At 72.5% G+C, this 16,077-nt stretch carries 17 protein-coding genes; all 17 read left to right on the forward strand.

From position 1 onward, the window contains the following. The first annotated feature begins 96 nt into the window (after positions 1 to 96). Positions 97 to 1,509 (forward strand): proline--tRNA ligase, encoded by a 1,413-nt coding sequence (gene proS, locus ABH937_RS32215; RefSeq protein WP_280694126.1) that lies wholly within the window; start codon positions 97 to 99, stop codon positions 1,507 to 1,509. A 344-nt stretch (positions 1,510 to 1,853) separates the two neighbouring features. Then, on the forward strand, positions 1,854 to 2,441 hold the full coding sequence (locus ABH937_RS32220; protein WP_280694125.1) for a hypothetical protein: 588 nt from the start codon (positions 1,854 to 1,856) through the stop codon (positions 2,439 to 2,441). A gap of 195 nt (positions 2,442 to 2,636) precedes the next feature. Next, positions 2,637 to 3,068, forward strand: a complete 432-nt coding sequence (gene rpsP, locus ABH937_RS32225; protein WP_184935375.1) for a 30S ribosomal protein S16 — start codon at positions 2,637 to 2,639, stop codon at positions 3,066 to 3,068. A 2-nt stretch (positions 3,069 to 3,070) separates the two neighbouring features. Then, positions 3,071 to 3,310 (forward strand): RNA-binding protein, encoded by a 240-nt coding sequence (locus ABH937_RS32230; RefSeq protein WP_280694124.1) that lies wholly within the window; start codon positions 3,071 to 3,073, stop codon positions 3,308 to 3,310. A 105-nt stretch (positions 3,311 to 3,415) separates the two neighbouring features. Next, positions 3,416 to 3,964 carry a ribosome maturation factor RimM gene (gene rimM / locus ABH937_RS32235; protein ID WP_280694123.1) on the forward strand — a complete coding sequence of 183 codons (549 nt, stop codon included), beginning with the start codon at positions 3,416 to 3,418 and terminating at the stop codon, positions 3,962 to 3,964. 14 nt (positions 3,965 to 3,978) lie between these two features. Beyond that, positions 3,979 to 4,797, forward strand: a complete 819-nt coding sequence (gene trmD / locus ABH937_RS32240; RefSeq protein ID WP_280694163.1) for a tRNA (guanosine(37)-N1)-methyltransferase TrmD — start codon at positions 3,979 to 3,981, stop codon at positions 4,795 to 4,797. 154 nt (positions 4,798 to 4,951) lie between these two features. Then, entirely contained in the window at positions 4,952 to 5,302 is a 351-nt protein-coding gene (rplS, locus tag ABH937_RS32245; RefSeq protein ID WP_280694122.1) for a 50S ribosomal protein L19, read from the forward strand. Positions 5,303 to 5,366: 64 nt separating this feature from the next. Next, entirely contained in the window at positions 5,367 to 6,260 is an 894-nt protein-coding gene (gene lepB, locus ABH937_RS32250) for a signal peptidase I (RefSeq protein WP_280694121.1), read from the forward strand. Continuing rightward, the gene (gene lepB, locus ABH937_RS32255; RefSeq protein WP_280694120.1) at positions 6,244 to 7,215 is read left to right on the forward strand and encodes a signal peptidase I; all 972 of its coding nucleotides are present in this window, start codon (positions 6,244 to 6,246) and stop codon (positions 7,213 to 7,215) included. The genes lepB (ABH937_RS32250) and lepB (ABH937_RS32255) overlap by 17 nt, the downstream gene beginning before the upstream one ends. A gap of 241 nt (positions 7,216 to 7,456) precedes the next feature. After that, positions 7,457 to 8,485, forward strand: coding sequence for a signal peptidase I (gene lepB, locus ABH937_RS32260; RefSeq protein ID WP_280694119.1), 1,029 nt, complete (start codon positions 7,457 to 7,459; stop codon positions 8,483 to 8,485). A 172-nt stretch (positions 8,486 to 8,657) separates the two neighbouring features. Beyond that, complete coding sequence (gene lepB / locus ABH937_RS32265) at positions 8,658 to 9,440, forward strand: signal peptidase I (RefSeq protein ID WP_370220255.1); 783 nt, start codon at positions 8,658 to 8,660, stop codon at positions 9,438 to 9,440. Positions 9,441 to 9,478: 38 nt separating this feature from the next. After that, the gene (locus ABH937_RS32270) at positions 9,479 to 9,982 is read left to right on the forward strand and encodes an NUDIX hydrolase (RefSeq protein WP_280694117.1); all 504 of its coding nucleotides are present in this window, start codon (positions 9,479 to 9,481) and stop codon (positions 9,980 to 9,982) included. A gap of 57 nt (positions 9,983 to 10,039) precedes the next feature. Continuing rightward, positions 10,040 to 10,366, forward strand: coding sequence for a DUF2469 domain-containing protein (locus tag ABH937_RS32275; RefSeq protein WP_101382377.1), 327 nt, complete (start codon positions 10,040 to 10,042; stop codon positions 10,364 to 10,366). A 244-nt stretch (positions 10,367 to 10,610) separates the two neighbouring features. Beyond that, the gene (locus ABH937_RS32280) at positions 10,611 to 11,105 is read left to right on the forward strand and encodes a YraN family protein (protein ID WP_280694116.1); all 495 of its coding nucleotides are present in this window, start codon (positions 10,611 to 10,613) and stop codon (positions 11,103 to 11,105) included. Position 11,106: 1 nt separating this feature from the next. After that, positions 11,107 to 12,729 carry a YifB family Mg chelatase-like AAA ATPase gene (locus tag ABH937_RS32285; protein WP_280694115.1) on the forward strand — a complete coding sequence of 541 codons (1,623 nt, stop codon included), beginning with the start codon at positions 11,107 to 11,109 and terminating at the stop codon, positions 12,727 to 12,729. Continuing rightward, complete coding sequence (gene dprA, locus ABH937_RS32290) at positions 12,726 to 13,952, forward strand: DNA-processing protein DprA (protein WP_370146892.1); 1,227 nt, start codon at positions 12,726 to 12,728, stop codon at positions 13,950 to 13,952. The genes ABH937_RS32285 and dprA overlap by 4 nt, the downstream gene beginning before the upstream one ends. A gap of 1,048 nt (positions 13,953 to 15,000) precedes the next feature. Then, positions 15,001 to 15,927 carry an RNA polymerase sigma factor WhiG gene (whiG, locus tag ABH937_RS32295; protein WP_370220260.1) on the forward strand — a complete coding sequence of 309 codons (927 nt, stop codon included), beginning with the start codon at positions 15,001 to 15,003 and terminating at the stop codon, positions 15,925 to 15,927. Positions 15,928 to 16,077 lie beyond the last annotated feature (150 nt).

Raw genomic sequence — 16,077 nt, forward strand, 5'->3', positions numbered from 1 at the left:
GCCCGCTGGGCGTGCGCCCCCCGGCTGCCGGCCGTGCCGTTCCGTCGACCGGCAGCGATTCACACTCGGCCCGCCGGGCACCGTACGATTCGCCCCATGGCAAAGGCTCCCGTTCTCACCCCCCAGGCGGACGACTTCCCGCGCTGGTACCAGGATCTGATCAACAAGGCCGAGCTGGCCGACAACGGTCCGGTGCGCGGCACCATGGTCATCCGACCGTACGGCTACGGGCTGTGGGAGCGGATGCAGCAGGAGATGGACGCGCGGATCAAGAAGGCGGGCGCGCAGAACGCCTACTTCCCGATGTTCATCCCGCAGTCCTACCTCACCAAGGAGGCCGAGCACGTCGAGGGCTTCGCCCCCGAGCTCGCGGTGGTCACCCACGGCGGCGGCAAGGAGCTCGAGGAGCCGGTCGTGGTCCGGCCGACCTCCGAGACGATCATCAACGAGTACTTCTCCAAGTGGGTGCAGAGTCACCGCGACCTGCCGCTGCTGATCAACCAGTGGGCCAACGTGGTCCGTTGGGAGCTGCGCCCGCGCGTCTTCCTGCGCACCACCGAGTTCCTCTGGCAGGAGGGCCACACCGCGCACGCGACCTACGAGGACGCCCGCGCCTACGCCTCGATGATCCACACGGACGTCTACGGCGACTTCATGACCAACGTGCTCGGCATCGACGTGGTGCTCGGCCGCAAGACCGCCAAGGAGCGGTTCGCCGGCGCCATCAACACCCTCACCCTCGAGGGCATGATGGGCGACGGCAAGGCGCTGCAGATGGGCACCAGCCACGAGCTGGGCCAGAACTTCGCCAAGGCCTTCAACACCACCTACCAGCTGCAGGGCGCCGAGCGCGAGTACGTCTGGCAGACCTCCTGGGGCGTCTCGACCCGGATGGTCGGCGGCCTGATCATGTCGCACGGCGACGACAACGGCCTGCGGGTGCCGCCGCGACTGGCCGCCACCCAGGCCGTGGTGCTGGCGATCAAGGGCGACGACGCGGTGATCGCCAAGGTCCGCGAGATCGGTGCCGCCCTGGAGGCGGCCGGCATCCGCACCGTGGTGGACGACCGCACCGACACCCCGTTCGGCCGCCGCGCGGTGGACTGGGAGCTCAAGGGCGTCCCGCTGCGGATCGAGGTCGGCCCGCGCGACCTGGAGGCCGGCACCGCGATGCTGGCCCGTCGCATCCCCGGCGGCAAGGAGCCGGTGGCGATCGACGGCCTGGCCGCGCTGCTGCCCGGCATCCTGGAGGAGGACCAGGCGCTGCTGCTGCGCCAGTCCCGCGAGCGCCGCGAGTCCCGCACGGTGGACGTGAAGACCCTCGACGAGTGCGTCGAGGCCGCGGCCACCGGCTGGGGTCGGATCTCCTGGGCCGAGCTCGGCCCGCAGGGCGAGGCGAAGCTTGCCGAGCAGGGCGTTTCGGTGCGCTGCATCGTCGCCGCGGACGGCTCGGTGCCGGCCGCCGACGATCAGGAAGGCAATGTCGCGATCGTCGCGCGGGCGTACTGAATGGGTTATCCCCTCACTGATTGAGTAACCAGTAGGTGACGACGCCTCGTCTACTGGCCGGTCAACTCCCAGTGCGGGCGAACTAGCGGTACGGTGAACGGCCCGTGGCCCTGTCAAAATCTCGTCAGGGCCCGGGCCGAAACAACGCGGCGCGGCGCTCCGCCGTGCCCGGGAATCGGGCGACCCGGCGACGAACGGCGGGTGCGGACACCGAGGGGGTTGGTCTTGCGTCAGAATTCGAACGCTCAACACGGGCATTGTCTCGCCCAGCTGAGAGTTCTCCGGGAATTCCCGGTGAGCGCTCAAGAATGGAACGTCGGAACCCACTCCCTCGTTGGCATAGCGTGAGCACGACACAGCCCCTCGTCCTCGCGGCCGAACTGGCCGCCGCCTGGAGCGACATCCAGGCCTACCATCGCGACCTGCCCGATCTCGCCTCGCCCGAGGCGCTGATCGGCGAGTCGTCCTCGGCCTGCGGCACCCAGCTCGGCTTCGAGCGGCTGCTGCACGAGGCCGCCCACGGTCTGGCCGCCGCCCGCGACATCCGGGACACCTCCCGGGCCGGGCGCTACCACAACCGTCGATTCCTGCTGCTCGCCTCGGAGTTGGGGTTGGCGCACCCGGTGGAGCCGCACGCCAGTAGCGGCTTCTCGCAGGTGACCATGCTCGCCGAGACCCAGGAGCGGTACGCCGCGACCATCGAGCGGCTGGAGGGCGCCCTCGGCGCCCACCAGCAGGCGGTGGCCGGGACTCCCGACGGCGGAGTGCTGCGCGCGTTCCGTGGTCCGGCGGCCCGGCACGGCTCCTCGGGCGGCGGCGTCCGGGTCAAGGCCGTCTGCGGCTGCGGTCGCAACGTCCGGGTGGTGCCGTCGGTGCTGGCCCAGGCCTCGATCGTCTGCGGCGCCTGCCAGCAGCCGTTCAAGATCACCTGAGTGCGCCGCTCCCCTGACCGGATCCGCCCCGGTCGGGGGAGCCGCGCCCGGTGTGGCACAATCGATAGCTGATACCCGGCAGCCAACAGGAACCCTCTCGCCTACGGCTGGCGTGTCATTCGAACGGCCGACCCCCGCAACCCCACGCGGTGGTGCGGTCGCTCACCCACGTCAACTCCAGGAGAATCCACTCCCGTGGCAGTCAAGATCAAGCTCAAGCGTCTCGGCAAGATTCGCTCCCCGCACTACCGCATCGTCGTCGCCGACTCGCGCACCAAGCGTGACGGTCGTGCGATCGAGGAGATCGGCATCTACCAGCCGACCTACAACCCCTCGAAGATCGAGGTCGACACCGACCGCGCCCAGTACTGGCTGTCCGTCGGCGCCCAGCCGACCGAGCCGGTGCTCGCCATCCTCAAGCTGACCGGTGACTGGCAGAAGTTCAAGGGCCTGCCCGCCCCGGCCCCGCTGCTCGTCGCCGAGCCCAAGGTCGAGGACTTCTCGCACCTGTTCGCGAAGGCCGTCGCCGGCTTCGAGGACGCCACCACCGGTGTCGCCATCACCCCGAAGGCCAAGAAGTCGGACAAGGCCGAGGCTGACGCCGACGCCGCTTCCACCGAGGCCTGAGCGTGATCGAGGACGCCCTCGATCACCTGGTGAAGGGCATTGTCGAGCACCCCGAGGATGTCCAGGTGCGCTCGCGCAACCTGCGCCGGGGTAACAGCATCGAGGTGCGGGTGCACCCTGATGACCTCGGCAAGGTGATCGGCCGTGGCGGTCGCACCGCACGTGCGCTGCGCACTGTGGTGGGCGCGCTCGGCGGTCGCAACGTCCGGGTCGACCTGGTCGACGTGGACAACATCCACTGACGACCACCGTCGTCTTCTGATCCGGCCGGGACGCGTCATGCGTCCCGGCCGGATCTGTTTCTTCTCAGGCAACACCGTCTCGGTACCAGTACTCAGGAGTGCACCGTGCAGCTCGTCGTCGGCCGGATCGGCCGTGCCCACGGCATCAGGGGGGACGTCTTCGTCGAGGTTCGCACCGACGAGCCGGAGCTGCGGCTCGGGCCCGGCGCGGTGCTGCTCACCGACCCCGCCGCCGTCGGGCCGCTGACCGTCGAGTCCGGCAAGGTGCACAGCGGCCGGCTGCTGATCCGCTTCGAGGGCGTCAAGGACCGCACCGCCGCCGAGGCGCTGCGCAACACCATGCTGATCGCCGAGGTCGACCCGGAGGAGCGGCCGGAGGAAGAGGACGAGTACTACGACCACCAGCTGATCGGCCTGGACGTGGTGCTGCTCGACGGCACCCCGGTCGGCGAGCTGACCGAGGTGGTCCACCTGCCCTACCAGGACCTGCTGACCGTCACCAAGGCCGACGGCACCGAGGTGCTGGTCCCGTTCGTCGAGAGGATCGTGCCGACCATCGACCTGGAGAACCAGCGCTGCGTCATCGACCCCCCGCGCGGGCTGATCGACGACGGTGAGGCCGAGGTCGACGGCGGACCGGAGAGCGAGCGATGAGCGACGGTCAGGGGATGCGGCTCGACGTCGTCACGATCTTCCCCGAGTACCTGGAGCCGCTGAACGTCTCGCTGGTCGGCAAGGCCCGCGCCCGCGGCCAGCTCGACGTGCACCTGCACGACCTGCGGTCCTGGACCCACGACGTGCACCGCACGGTGGACGACACCCCGTACGGCGGCGGCCCCGGCATGGTGATGAAGCCCGAGCCGTGGGGCGAGGCGCTGGACGCGGTGCTCGCGGCCGGACCCGAGGGGGAGGTGCCGACGCTGGTGGTGCCCACCCCGAGCGGGGTGCCGTTCACCCAGCAGCTCGCCCAGGAGCTGGCCGGGCGCCCGTGGCTGGCGTTCGCGCCGGCCCGGTACGAGGGCATCGACCGCCGGGTGATCGAGGAGGCCGCCACCCGGATGCCGGTGGTCGAGGCCTCGATCGGTGACTACGTGCTGGCCGGCGGCGAGGTCGCGGTGCTGGTGATGGTCGAGGCGATCGCCCGACTGCTGCCCGGCGTGCTCGGCAACGCCGAGTCGCACCGGGACGACTCCTTCGCCCCCGGCGCGATGGCCGACCTGCTGGAGGGCCCGGTCTACACCAAGCCCGCCCAGTGGCGCGGCCGGGAGGTGCCCGAGGTCCTGCTCAGCGGCAACCACGGCAAGATCGCCCGCTGGCGGCGCGAGCAGGCCTTCGCCCGCACCCTGGCCAACCGGCCCGACCTGGTGGGGCGCTGGCGGCCCGAGGATTTCGACAAGAAGGAGCGCGAGGCGCTCAGCGTGCTCGGCCTCGGCTGGGACGAGCGGCAGGGCCGATTTCTTCAGGCCGCCGAAGCTGTGGAAGAATAGGCGGCTGTTGTCTGTCGCCGGGACTCCGTCAGGTGGTCCGGTGGTCCGGTGCCCTCGCCACGGGGGGATCATCGAGGGCCGAAGCGACCCGCAACGCACCCCATTGTGACGATTTTTCCGTGGGCGGCCCGTGGCGCCTGCGATGGAGAGCATCATGAGCAACAAGCTCGCTGCCGTCGACGCGCCTTCGCTGCGCACCGACATCCCGGCCTTCCGCGCCGGTGACACCCTGAAGGTCCACGTCCGGGTCATCGAGGGCAACCGCTCTCGTATCCAGATCTTCCAGGGCGTCGTGATCCGCCGCCACGGTGCGGGCATCGGTGAGACCTTCACCGTCCGCAAGGTGAGCTTCAACGTCGGCGTGGAGCGCACCTTCCCGGTGCACACCCCGGTCGTCGAGAAGATCGAGGTCCTCACCCGCGGTGACGTCCGTCGCGCCAAGCTGTACTACCTCCGTGACCTGCGCGGCAAGGCCGCGAAGATCAAGGAGAAGCGCGACCGCTGAGTCGCCGCCCCGGGCTCGCCCGGGGGGTGCGGCACGCTCAGGGTTGGCCGCTAAGCTCAGCCCGATGAGCACGCATGAACCGATCGCGGACCGCGACGGCACCTCGGCACCTGCGGGTGCGGGGGCGCCGTCGCGGTCCGCGGCCGTTTCGGCGCCGGCCGCCGGCACCGAGGAGGCCACGGTCGAAGGTGCCGCGGTCGAAGATGCTGCCGTCGAGACCGATACCGTCGAGACCGATGCCGTCGAGGCTGATGTCGCCGCGGAGCTGCCGCCTCGCTGGAGCCTGGGCTACCTGGCCAAGCTCGGTGCCGTCTGCGTGCTGGTGCTGCTGCTGGTCAACATCTTCGTCGCGCAGCCCTTCGTGGTCCCCTCCGGTTCGATGGAGAACACGCTGCGCCCCGGCGACCGGCTGGTGGTGGACAAGCTCGCCTACCAGTTCGGCGGCACCGTCGAGCGCGGCGACGTGGTGGTCTTCGACGGCACCGACTCCTTCGTGCCGGGCGGCGACAACGCGATCGGCCTGGGCACCGAGCTGCGCAAGTTCGGCGCCGCGCTGGGCCTGGCGGGCTCGGACGGCTCGATCTTCGTCAAGCGGGTGATCGGGGTCGGCGGCGACCGGGTGACCTACCGGCCCGGCGACCGGGCGCTGACCGTCAACGGCGTGCCGCTGGCCGAGTCGGACTACCTCCACCCTGGTGACACGCCCTCCGACGTGGGCTTCGACGTCCAGGTGCCGCCCGGCGAGCTCTTCGTGCTGGGCGACCACCGCAGCGCCTCCAGCGACTCCCGGGACCACCTCGGCGACCCCGGGGGCGGCTTCGTCCCGGTCGCCAAGGTGATCGGCCGGGCCGACTGGGTGGTCTTCCCGGTCGGGCACTGGTCCGCGCTGGACACCCCGGCCGGCTTCGCGGCGATCGCCGCGGCAGCGAGGGGCGGTGGCCATGGGGGCACGCGGTAGGGCGGCGGAACCGGCGCAGGCCGAGACCGCCGAGGAGGCCGGGACGCCGTCGCCCGCCGCTCGCGGCCGCGCCCAGCGCCGCCGCACCGCGCGGCGGGCCGCCCGCAAGGGCCGGCGCTCGCTGCTGCGCGAGGTGCCGGTGATCGCGGTGGTCGCGCTGCTGATCGCGCTGACGCTCAAGACCTTCTTCGTGCAGGTCTTCGTGATCCCCTCCGGCTCGATGGAGCAGACCATCCAGATCGGCGACCGGGTGCTGGTCGACAAGCTCACCCCCTGGTTCGGCAGCACGCCGCAGCGCGGCGACGTGGTGGTCTTCAAGGACCCGGGCGGCTGGCTGGAGAACAGTCCCGGCGCCGGCAGCGACGGGCCGATCACCCGGGGCGTCAAGGACGCCTTCAGCTTCGTCGGGCTGCTGCCCTCGTCCAACGAGCAGGACCTGATCAAGCGGGTGATCGGGGTCGGCGGCGACACCGTGGTCTGCTGCGACAACAGCGGCCGGATCACGGTCGACGGCAGCCCGATCGACGAGCCCTACCTCGCACCCGGCAACCCGCCCTCGCGGATGCCGTTCCACGTCACGGTGCCCAAGGGGCGCCTGTGGGTGATGGGGGACCACCGCGACCTGTCGGCCGACTCGCGCTACCACATGGACGGGCAGTGGCAGGGCACCGTGCCGGTCTCGAACGTGATCGGCCGCGCCTTCCTGATCGGCTGGCCGCTGAACCGCCTGCACTGGCTCTCCCAGCCGACCTACGGCACCCCGGCGGCCCTGGGCGCACCGACGGCCGGACAATCCCCGGGTGCCGGCCCGGATCCCTTGGAACCCTCACTCGTTATGGGGATGTTGGGCGTATCGCCTGCCGTGCTGCGACGTCGGCTCGGGGCGTTCACCGGTGGCTCACCGGCTGCGCGGCGGCGCTGGCGGGCGGCTCGCCGGTCGGCGGGCGCGGACTGACGGTCCGTCCGGTCCATCGGGCCGCCGTGTGGGAAGACCCGGGTGGACCACTCGGGGTGATAGAGAAGTGCAGACGTTCCCCGGCGCGGCCGTGGGGACGGTTCCGAAGGCTGTGCTGGTGTCCGGCCGTCCGACGACGGACGGCCGGACCCGGGTTCACGGTCGGTCACAGGCGTGGTGCCGGCTGTGCGGCACTGGTGAGCGCGGACGACAGTCGTCCGCACAGCAGGGAGGAGATGTCGTGGGGGATCTGGTGATCGGCGCCCGCGGGGCCGGCGAGCCTGAGGGTTCCGGCGGCCGCACGGCCCAGTCCACCGAATCCGGACAGCCATCCGAGCCCACCGACGGCCCTGGCGGGCCCGGCGGCGGCCACGGTGAGGGCGAGCTGCCCGACAACGGCGCGCCCGGGCAGTCCGGAGCAGGCCGGCCGCCGGTGCCGGACGAGGTGGACGACGTGCCGGAGAAGCCCGGTGGTGGCGAGCGCAAGCAGCGCTCGTTCTGGAAGGAACTGCCGATCCTGATCGGTATCGCGCTGGTCCTGGCGCTGGTCATCAAGACCTTCTTCGTCCAGGCCTTCTCGATCCCCTCCGCGTCGATGGAGCAGACCCTGCAGATCGGCGACCGGGTGCTGGTCGACAAGCTGACCCCGTGGTTCGGCGCCAAGCCGGACCGCGGCGACGTGGTGGTCTTCCACGACCCGGGCGGCTGGCTGGGCGACGGCGAGACCGCCCAGCAGAGTTCCAACTCGGTGGTCCGGGGCGTCCAGGACGTGCTCAGCTTCATCGGCCTGATGCCGGCGGCCAACGAGAAGGACCTGATCAAGCGCGTGATCGGGGTCGCAGGTGACACCGTGGAGTGCCAGGGCAACGGGCCGCTCAAGGTCAACGGGGTCGCGCTGAACGAGCCGTACGTCTACACGCCCGGCATGGTGCCCCCCAACCCGTGCGGCGGCACGCCGTTCGGGCCGGTCAAGGTGCCGGCGAACGCGATCTGGGTGATGGGCGACCACCGCAACGACTCGCTCGACTCGCGCTTCCACCAGGACCAGCCGCCGACCAAGAGCGAGCCGGGCGGCGGCTTCGTCTCGGTGAACGACGTGGTCGGGCGGGCCTTCGTGGTGGCCTGGCCGGTGAACCACTGGGCCACCCTGCCGGTGCCCTCCACCTTCGACCAGAAGGGCATCTCGGCCGAGGGCCTGGTGCCGCCGGCCCTCGGTGTGGTGGGGACCATGCCGGTGGCCCTGTGGCTGCGGCGCAAGCGTCGCGACTAGGCCCTGTCCGCCCGGCAAGATCGGCCGGACAGGACCTAGCCGCTCCGCCGGCCGCTCGGCCCTTGTTCCTCCCTGCTCGGCTCTTGCGCGGGCCGTGGTACCGACGAGTAATCTGCTCGGACGTGCCACGGCCCGCCGCCGTGTCCGGTCCCTCGTACCCAGGACGGTCCCGATGAGCAGGCTCGCCGAAGAAACCCCCGGTCCGGCCGGCTCCGCCGCCGCGTCCACCGGCCCGGCCCGGCCCGCCCGGCGGCGCCCGGAGATCGGCGCGGTGCTGCAGGGGGTGGCCCTGGTTCTGGGCCTCGGGCTGCTGCTGGGCGGCTTCGGGATGATCGCGCTGGACTACCGTCCGTACGCGGTGCCCACCAGTTCGATGGCCCCCACCATCGCGGCCGGCGACACCGTGCTGGCCCGCACGGTGGACGGCAACCGGATCGGGCGCGGCGACATCGTGGTCTTCCACGACCCGACCTGGGGCAACGCGACCATGGTCAAGCGCGTGGTGGGGGTCGGTGGCGACACGGTGGCCTGCTGCGACGCGCAGCACCGCTTCACCGTCAACGGCGTCCCGCTCGACGAGTCCTACCTGGCGCCCGGCGGCCCGCCGAGCGCGGCGTTCAGCGCGAAGGTCCCGGCCGGGCGGCTCTTCCTGCTCGGTGACAACCGCACCGGCTCGCTGGACTCCCGCACGCACCTGGACGACCTGGCGGGGACGGTGGCCACCTCGCAGGTGCAGGCGCGGGTGGAAGCGACCGTCTGGCCCTTCGGACACTCCGGTCTGTGGGGGCGTACGGTGGCCTTCGACGCGCTGGGCGGCCCGACGGCCAGCCGGCCCGGGCCGCTGGTGCCGCTGGCCTGGGCGATGGCGGCGGGCGCGGTGATCATCGTGCTGACCTCGCTGGCCGGCCCGGTGGCCACGCTGGTCCGGCGGATCCGCGGGGCGGGGCGCTCGTAGCCGTCAGGTCGGGCTGGTCGGCAGGGCAGGGGGTTCGGATGGCAGCGCGGGAACCGGTGCGACGGCGGGAGGCCGCCCGGGTACTGCTGCTCGATGCGGCGGACCGGGTGCTGCTCTTCCATGGCTTCGACCCCGCCGAGCCGGCGCGCACCTGGTGGTTCACGCCCGGCGGTGGGCTGGAGCCGGGGGAGGACGGCCGGACGGCGGCGCTGCGCGAGCTGGCCGAGGAGACCGGGCTGGCCGGGGTCGAACTGGGCCCGGTGGTGGCCGTCGACCTGGCGGAGTTCAGTTACGACGGCGAGCGGTACGAGCAGCGCCAGTCCTTCCACCTGGCCCGCCTGCCCCGCACCCCCGACGCTCCACCGGCCGCCCTGGACAGCTCCGGGAGCGCGCCGGACGAGCGCGAGCAGTTGCGCGAGGCGCGCTGGTGGACGGTGGCGGAGCTGTGCCGGACGGCCGAGCAGGTCTACCCCGAGCGCCTGGCCGAGCTGCTGGAGCTGCTGCTGCGGCAGGGCCCGCCCATCGAGCCGGTCCGCCTCTGAGTGCGGGTGCCGTGGTCCACAATGGGGAAGGACTCGACGACCTGAGGGGACGCCTGAATGAGCGCGGAAGATCTCGAGAAATACGAGACCGAGATGGAGCTCAAGCTCTACCGGGAGTACAAGGACGTCGTCGGCCTCTTCAAGTACGTGATCGAGACCGAGCGCCGGTTCTACCTCACCAATGACTACGAGCTGCAGGTGCACTCGGTGCAGGGGGAGGTGTTCTTCGAGGTCTCGATGGCCGACGCCTGGGTCTGGGACATGTACCGGCCGGCCAGATTCGTCCGCAAGGTGCGGGTGCTGACCTTCAAGGACGTGAACATCGAGGAGCTCGCGAAGAGCGACCTCGAGCTGCCCTCGGACGACGCCGGCTTCGGGAGCTGAGCGTCGCGGGTGCGGATGTCGGGGTGCGGATGTCGGGGTGCGGATGTCGGGGTGGGGATGTCGGGGTTGGGGATGTCACGGGTGGGACGTCCAGGCTGAACGTTTCATCGGATGATCTCCATGCGGCCGCCCCCAACTGAGCGACCGCACCTGTCCACACCCTCGGGGTTCTCCACAGCCTGACGACACCCCGTGGCCGGCTCGGCCGCCCGGCGGCAACCTCCGTAATCGGAGGTGATCGCCAATGCAGAACGCGAACACGGCCCTTGGCCGCTATGGCGAGGAGGTGGCCGCCCGCCGCCTCGCGGAGGACGGCCTGCGGGTCCTGGAGCGCAACTGGCGCTGCCCGGAGGGCGAGCTCGACATCATCCTGCTGGACGACGACACGATCGCCGTCTGCGAGGTCAAGACCCGCTCCGAGCACAGTTTCCAGCAGCCCGAGGAGGCCCTCGGCCCGGCCAAGGTCGACCGGCTGCGCCGACTCGCCGAGCGCTGGCTGGTCGAACGGTGGCCGGAGCACTTCGCCCGGTTCGCCTGGGCGCTGCCGCCGACATCGGCGACGTCCGCGCCGCCCGCAACCCCGTCGCCGGCCGCCGGGACCACCGCACAACCGATCGTGCCGGTGCTACCCGTCGGCGAGGTGCCGTTGCCGCCCGGCGGTGTGCGGATCGACCTGGTCTCGGTGGTCAGCCGGGCCCGCGGTGCCGCGCGGATCGAGCACCTGCGGGGAGTGGTCTGAGATGGCCTTCGCCCGTACCTGCTCGGTGGCCCTGCTCGGGGTGGACGGCGTGGTGGTCGAGGTCCAGGCCGACCTCGAGCCGGGCGTCGCCGCCTTCACCCTCGTCGGCTTGCCCGACAAAGCGCTCAGCGAGGCGCGCGACCGGGTCCGCGCCGCCATCTCCAACTCCGGCGAGCGGTGGCCGCAGCGCAAGCTCACCGTGGGGCTCAGTCCCGCCTCGGTGCCCAAGAGCGGCAGCGGCTTCGATCTCGCGGTGGCCTGCGCCGTACTGGCCGCCGCCGAGCGGCTGCCCCCGCCCGCTATCGCCGACCTGCTGATCATCGGCGAACTGGGGCTGGACGGCCGGGTCCGGCCGGTGCGCGGCGTGCTGCCCTCGGTGCTGGCCGCCGCCGACGCCGGCTACCGCCAGGTGGTGGTGGCCGAGCAGACCGCGGCCGAGGCCGCGCTGGTCCCCGGGGTCTCGGTGCTCGGGGTGCGCAGCCTGCGGCAGCTGATCGCGCTGCTCACCGACGAGCCGGTGCCGGACGAACCGCCGGACGCCGTGGCGGGCGCCCCCGACCCGTTGATGTCCGGACTGATGCTGCCCGGCACCGCCGTGCGCCGCACCACCGCCGACTCCGAGTACGGGCCCGACCTGGGCGACGTCGCCGGGCAGGAGGAGGCCCGCCGGGCGCTGGAGATCGCGGCCGCGGGGGCTCACCACCTCTACCTGAAGGGGCCGCCCGGCGCCGGCAAGACGATGCTCGCCGAGCGGCTGCCCGGCCTGCTCCCACCCCTGACCAGGGCCGAGGCGCTGGAGGTCACCGCCGTCCACTCGGTGGCCGGGCTGCTGCCGCCGGGCCGCCCGCTGATCGACCTGCCGCCCTACTGCGCGCCACACCACTCGACCACGATGCCCGCCATCATCGGCGGCGGCAGCGGGCTGCCCCGACCGGGCGCGGTCTCCCTCTCGCACCGAGGCGTGCTCTTCCTGGACGAGGCACCGGAGTTCCCGGTCCGGGTGCTCGACGCACTGCGCCAGCCGCTGGAGTCGGGCGAGGTGATCATCGCCCGCTCGGCCGGTTCGCTGCGACTGCCGGCCAACTTCCTGCTCTGCCTCGCGGCCAATCCGTGCCCCTGCGGGCGCCACTCGCGCCGGGGCGAGGGGTGCGACTGCACGCCGACCATGGTGAGCAGGTATCAGGCACGGCTCTCCGGACCGCTGCTGGACCGGGTGGATCTGCGGGTCCAGGTCGACCCGGTGACCCGGACCGAACTGCTGGGGCGCGAGCGGTCGGCCGAGCGCACCCGGGTGGTGGCCGAGCGGGTGCGGGCCGCGCGGGAGCGGGCGGCGGCCCGCCTCACCGGGACGCCGTGGCGCACCAACGCCCAGGTGCCCGGGCGGGAGCTGCGGACCCGTTGGCGGCCGGCGGAGGGTTCGCTGGCGGAGGCCGAACGGGAGATGGAGCGCGGGCTGCTCACGGCGCGCGGGTTGGACCGTGTGCTGCGAGTCGCCTGGACCGTGGCGGACCTGGCGGGCCATGACGCCCCGGGGGCCGTCGAAGTGCGCACCGCGCTCGCGCTGCGGCGCGGTTTTCCGGGCGGCGTCCGCTCGCTCGGCGGGGAGTCAGGAGGTCGGCTGTGAGGCGATCGGCGGATGACGTGCCGTGGGACGGCCCATCGCTGGACGGCCGACCGCCCGATGCCGTCCAGACCGAACTGCCGCTCGGCGGCGCCGCCGCGCCGGTGACGCCGGAGCAGGAGCGGCTGGCCCGGGTGGCGTTGACCCGGCTGTTCGAGCCGGGCAGCGCCGCGGTCGGCCGCTGGTTGCGCTCGCGCCCGGCGGTCGAGCTGGTGGAGCTGCTGCGTGGCGGCGGCACGCACCGGGAGCTGAGACTCGATCAGCAGCGCCTGGCAGTCCTGCGAGAGCGCCTGGCGCTCGTCGATCCGCCTGCCGACCTCGAACGCCTGCACTCCCTCGGCGGCCGGTTCCTGGTGCCCGGCGACGCCGAGTGGCCCAGCCAGCTCGCCGATCTGGCCGACGCCGCGCCGATCGGCCTCTGGGTCCTGGGTACCGGATCGCTGCGCCTGCTCGCGCTGCGCTCGGTCGCCGTGGTCGGCGCCCGCTCCTGCACGGCCTACGGCGCGCACGTCGCGACCGAGCTGGCGGCAGCGCTCGCCGAGCGTGGCTGGGTGGTCTGCTCGGGAGCCGCCTATGGCGTGGACGCGGCCGCCCACCGGGGTGCGCTGGCGGTCGGTGGCATGACCGTGGCGGTGCTCGCCTGCGGGGTCGACGTGCGCTACCCGCGCGGCAACAGCGAGTTGATCCGCCGGATCAGCGAGCAGGGCCAGCTGGTCAGCGAACTGCCACCGGGGGAGCACCCGAACCGCTTCCGGTTCGTGCTGCGCAACCGGGTGCTCGCCGCGCTGACCCGGGGCACGGTCGTGGTGGAGGCGGCGCCGCGCAGCGGAGCGCTCAGCACGGCCCGGCGGGCCCAGGAGCTCAACCGGCACACGATGGGCGTCTGCGGTCCGGTCACCTCCGAGCTCTCGGCCGGCGTGCACGCGCTGATCCGTGGCGGTGGCGCGACCCTGGTCACCGACGCGGCCGAGGTGATCGAGCAGATCGGCGCGATCGGGGCCGACCTGCCGCCGCCGGCCCGCTCCCGACCCCGGCCGCGGGACCTGCTGCACCACAGCGCCGCCCTGGTGCTGGAGGCGATCCCGGCCGGACCGCTCGGCGCGCCGGTCGGTGAGCTCGCGCTGCGCGCCGCGCTCCCCGCTGACCAGGTGCTCAAGGAGCTCTACGAACTGTGCTCGCTGGGATTCGTCCAGCGGGCGGGATCGCACTGGAGGGTGATCCGTTGACAGCTGACGAATCGTGCGGCCGCAGGCGCTCGTTGATGCGGTCACGGGCGCCCGGGCCGCGCGACGGTGCCGCGCTCCGTCCGGAGAACGCTCCCGCGACCGAGTGAACGCCACCGGAACGGGCGACGGCCAGTGGTGGTAGCGCTGTGCAAGGACTTGGTCACGCTACGCTCGCCAATGGCTTCCCTATCAGCACATGACTCGGCAGAACGGCGCAAACCCACGTATGCCCACACACATTCCCGGACACAGGGTGACCAGTGCCGGCCTGCCCTCGGGGGGCTCCGGCACCGACTCGCGTCCCGCCCCCGGTGCCCGGCCCGCGAAGCCCGTCCTGCCGACACCGACTGTGGCGAATCCCCTGGGGACGCCGGAGCCGTCGGGCGGGGACGCGTCACCGAGCCTGGCGCCACCACCGAACGCGGCGCCTCCCCCGAGCGGGGCGGACGGTCCGCCGGGCAGGCCACGGTCGGGCACCCCATCAGTCCCACTAGACCAATCGGCCTCCCCGGTTTCGCCTGCCCCGACGGTCCCCTCGGGCGGCGTCGCTCCTGCCGCCGCAGGCACCGCTGCTGCCGAGCTGCCCAGCCGGGTTGCCGAGACGCCGGCCAGTGCCGCCGACCAGAACACCGCGGCCGCCGCCGAAGCGGCTGCGCCCGCAGACCAGGCGCCCTCTGCTGCCGTCCTGCCATCGGTGCCGGCGACCGAGGGGCGATCGCGAGCCCGCAGACGCGCGTACGTGCGAAATCAGAGCAGCGGGGTAGGGCGGGCGCCGCTGGTCGCCACGACACCGAGCGCGCTGGCCTCGGTGCCGTCGCCCGCCCGTGCGGGCGCGCGCCGCGACGGCGCAGGCCTGGTCGACGCCGGCCAGAGCGGCGGTTCGCCCACCCTCGAGGCGATCGGCCCGCCGACCGGCCCCCGGCGCCAGCAAGGCCCGTTCGCACCCGGTGCCGCGTCGTCGGGCAGGCTCGGGCGACAGGCCGGTCCGATGGTCACCACGTCGACCGGTCCCGGGCCGGCTGCCGCTGCGACACCACCACCGGCCGGCGTGCCGACACCCGCGCCCCCCGGCCCGCGTGCTCAGCCTGGTCGGCCGGCGGCTCCCGCCGGTCCCGCCGCGCCGAACAGCTCACCACCCCCCGCGCCGACCACCACGCCGTCGACGCCGGACACCCTCGGCGCCCCTGTCGCCGCGCGCAGCGCCACCGCGCCGAAGCTCAGCGGGCTCGAAGCACTCTGGCGCTCCTACAAGAGCACCGGTGACGCCAATCTCCGCGAACAGCTGATCCTCCACTACTCCCCACTGGTCAAATACGTGGCCGGTCGGGTCGGAGTCGGTCTGCCGGCCAATGTCGAGCAGGCGGATTTCGTCTCGTCCGGGATCTTCGGTCTGATCGACGCGATCGAGAAGTTCGACCTCGACCGGGCGATCAAGTTCGAGACCTATGCGATCAGCCGGATCCGTGGCGCGATCATCGACGAACTGCGGGCGCTGGACTGGATCCCCCGCTCGGTCCGGCAGAAGGCCAAGGCGGTGGAGCGGACCTACGCCACCCTGGAGGCCCGGCTGCGGCGGACCCCGCACGAGCCCGAGGTGGCCGCCGAGATGGGAATCGCCATCGAGGACCTGCACGCGATCTTCAGCCAGCTCTCGCTCGCCAACGTGGTGGCGCTGGACGAACTGCTCCACCCGGCCGGTGAGGGCGGTGAGCGGCTGAGTCTGATGGACACCCTGGTGGACACCGGGGCCGACGACCCGGTCGAGATCGCCGAGGACCGTGAGCTGCGCAAGCTGCTGGCGCGCGCCATCAACACCCTGCCCCAGCGGGAGAAGACCGTGGTGACGCTCTACTACTACGAGGGCCTGACGCTGGCGGAGATCGGCCAGGTCCTGGGCGTGACGGAGAGTCGGGTCAGCCAGATCCACACCAAGTCCGTGCTGCAACTGCGGGCGAAACTGACTGATCTGCGCTGACCGATCGGCCCTGACTGATCAGTGCTGACCGATCGGCGCTGACCGGTCCGCGTCGCCTGATCGGTGTCGACCGGCCCGCGACGGCAGGCCCGCGACGACCAGCCCGCGCCCGGCCGAGCCGCACCCTGGCGTTTGCGAGGGTGCGCCGCC

Origin of the sequence: Kitasatospora sp. GAS1066B (assembly GCF_041262605.1) — a bacterium.
Lineage (GTDB): Bacteria > Actinomycetota > Actinomycetes > Streptomycetales > Streptomycetaceae > Kitasatospora.

Coding starts and splice junctions, on each gene's coding strand:
- ABH937_RS32285 (WP_280694115.1), top strand. CDS start 11,107: ATGGCCTTCGCCCGTACCTGCTCGGTGGCCCTGCTCGGGGTGGACGGC.
- ABH937_RS32270 (WP_280694117.1), top strand. CDS start 9,479: ATGGCAGCGCGGGAACCGGTGCGACGGCGGGAGGCCGCCCGGGTACTG.
- lepB (WP_280694121.1), top strand. CDS start 5,367: ATGAGCACGCATGAACCGATCGCGGACCGCGACGGCACCTCGGCACCT.
- lepB (WP_280694120.1), top strand. CDS start 6,244: ATGGGGGCACGCGGTAGGGCGGCGGAACCGGCGCAGGCCGAGACCGCC.
- lepB (WP_370220255.1), top strand. CDS start 8,658: ATGAGCAGGCTCGCCGAAGAAACCCCCGGTCCGGCCGGCTCCGCCGCC.
- proS (WP_280694126.1), top strand. CDS start 97: ATGGCAAAGGCTCCCGTTCTCACCCCCCAGGCGGACGACTTCCCGCGC.
- rplS (WP_280694122.1), top strand. CDS start 4,952: ATGAGCAACAAGCTCGCTGCCGTCGACGCGCCTTCGCTGCGCACCGAC.
- ABH937_RS32275 (WP_101382377.1), top strand. CDS start 10,040: ATGAGCGCGGAAGATCTCGAGAAATACGAGACCGAGATGGAGCTCAAG.
- ABH937_RS32280 (WP_280694116.1), top strand. CDS start 10,611: ATGCAGAACGCGAACACGGCCCTTGGCCGCTATGGCGAGGAGGTGGCC.
- trmD (WP_280694163.1), top strand. CDS start 3,979: ATGCGGCTCGACGTCGTCACGATCTTCCCCGAGTACCTGGAGCCGCTG.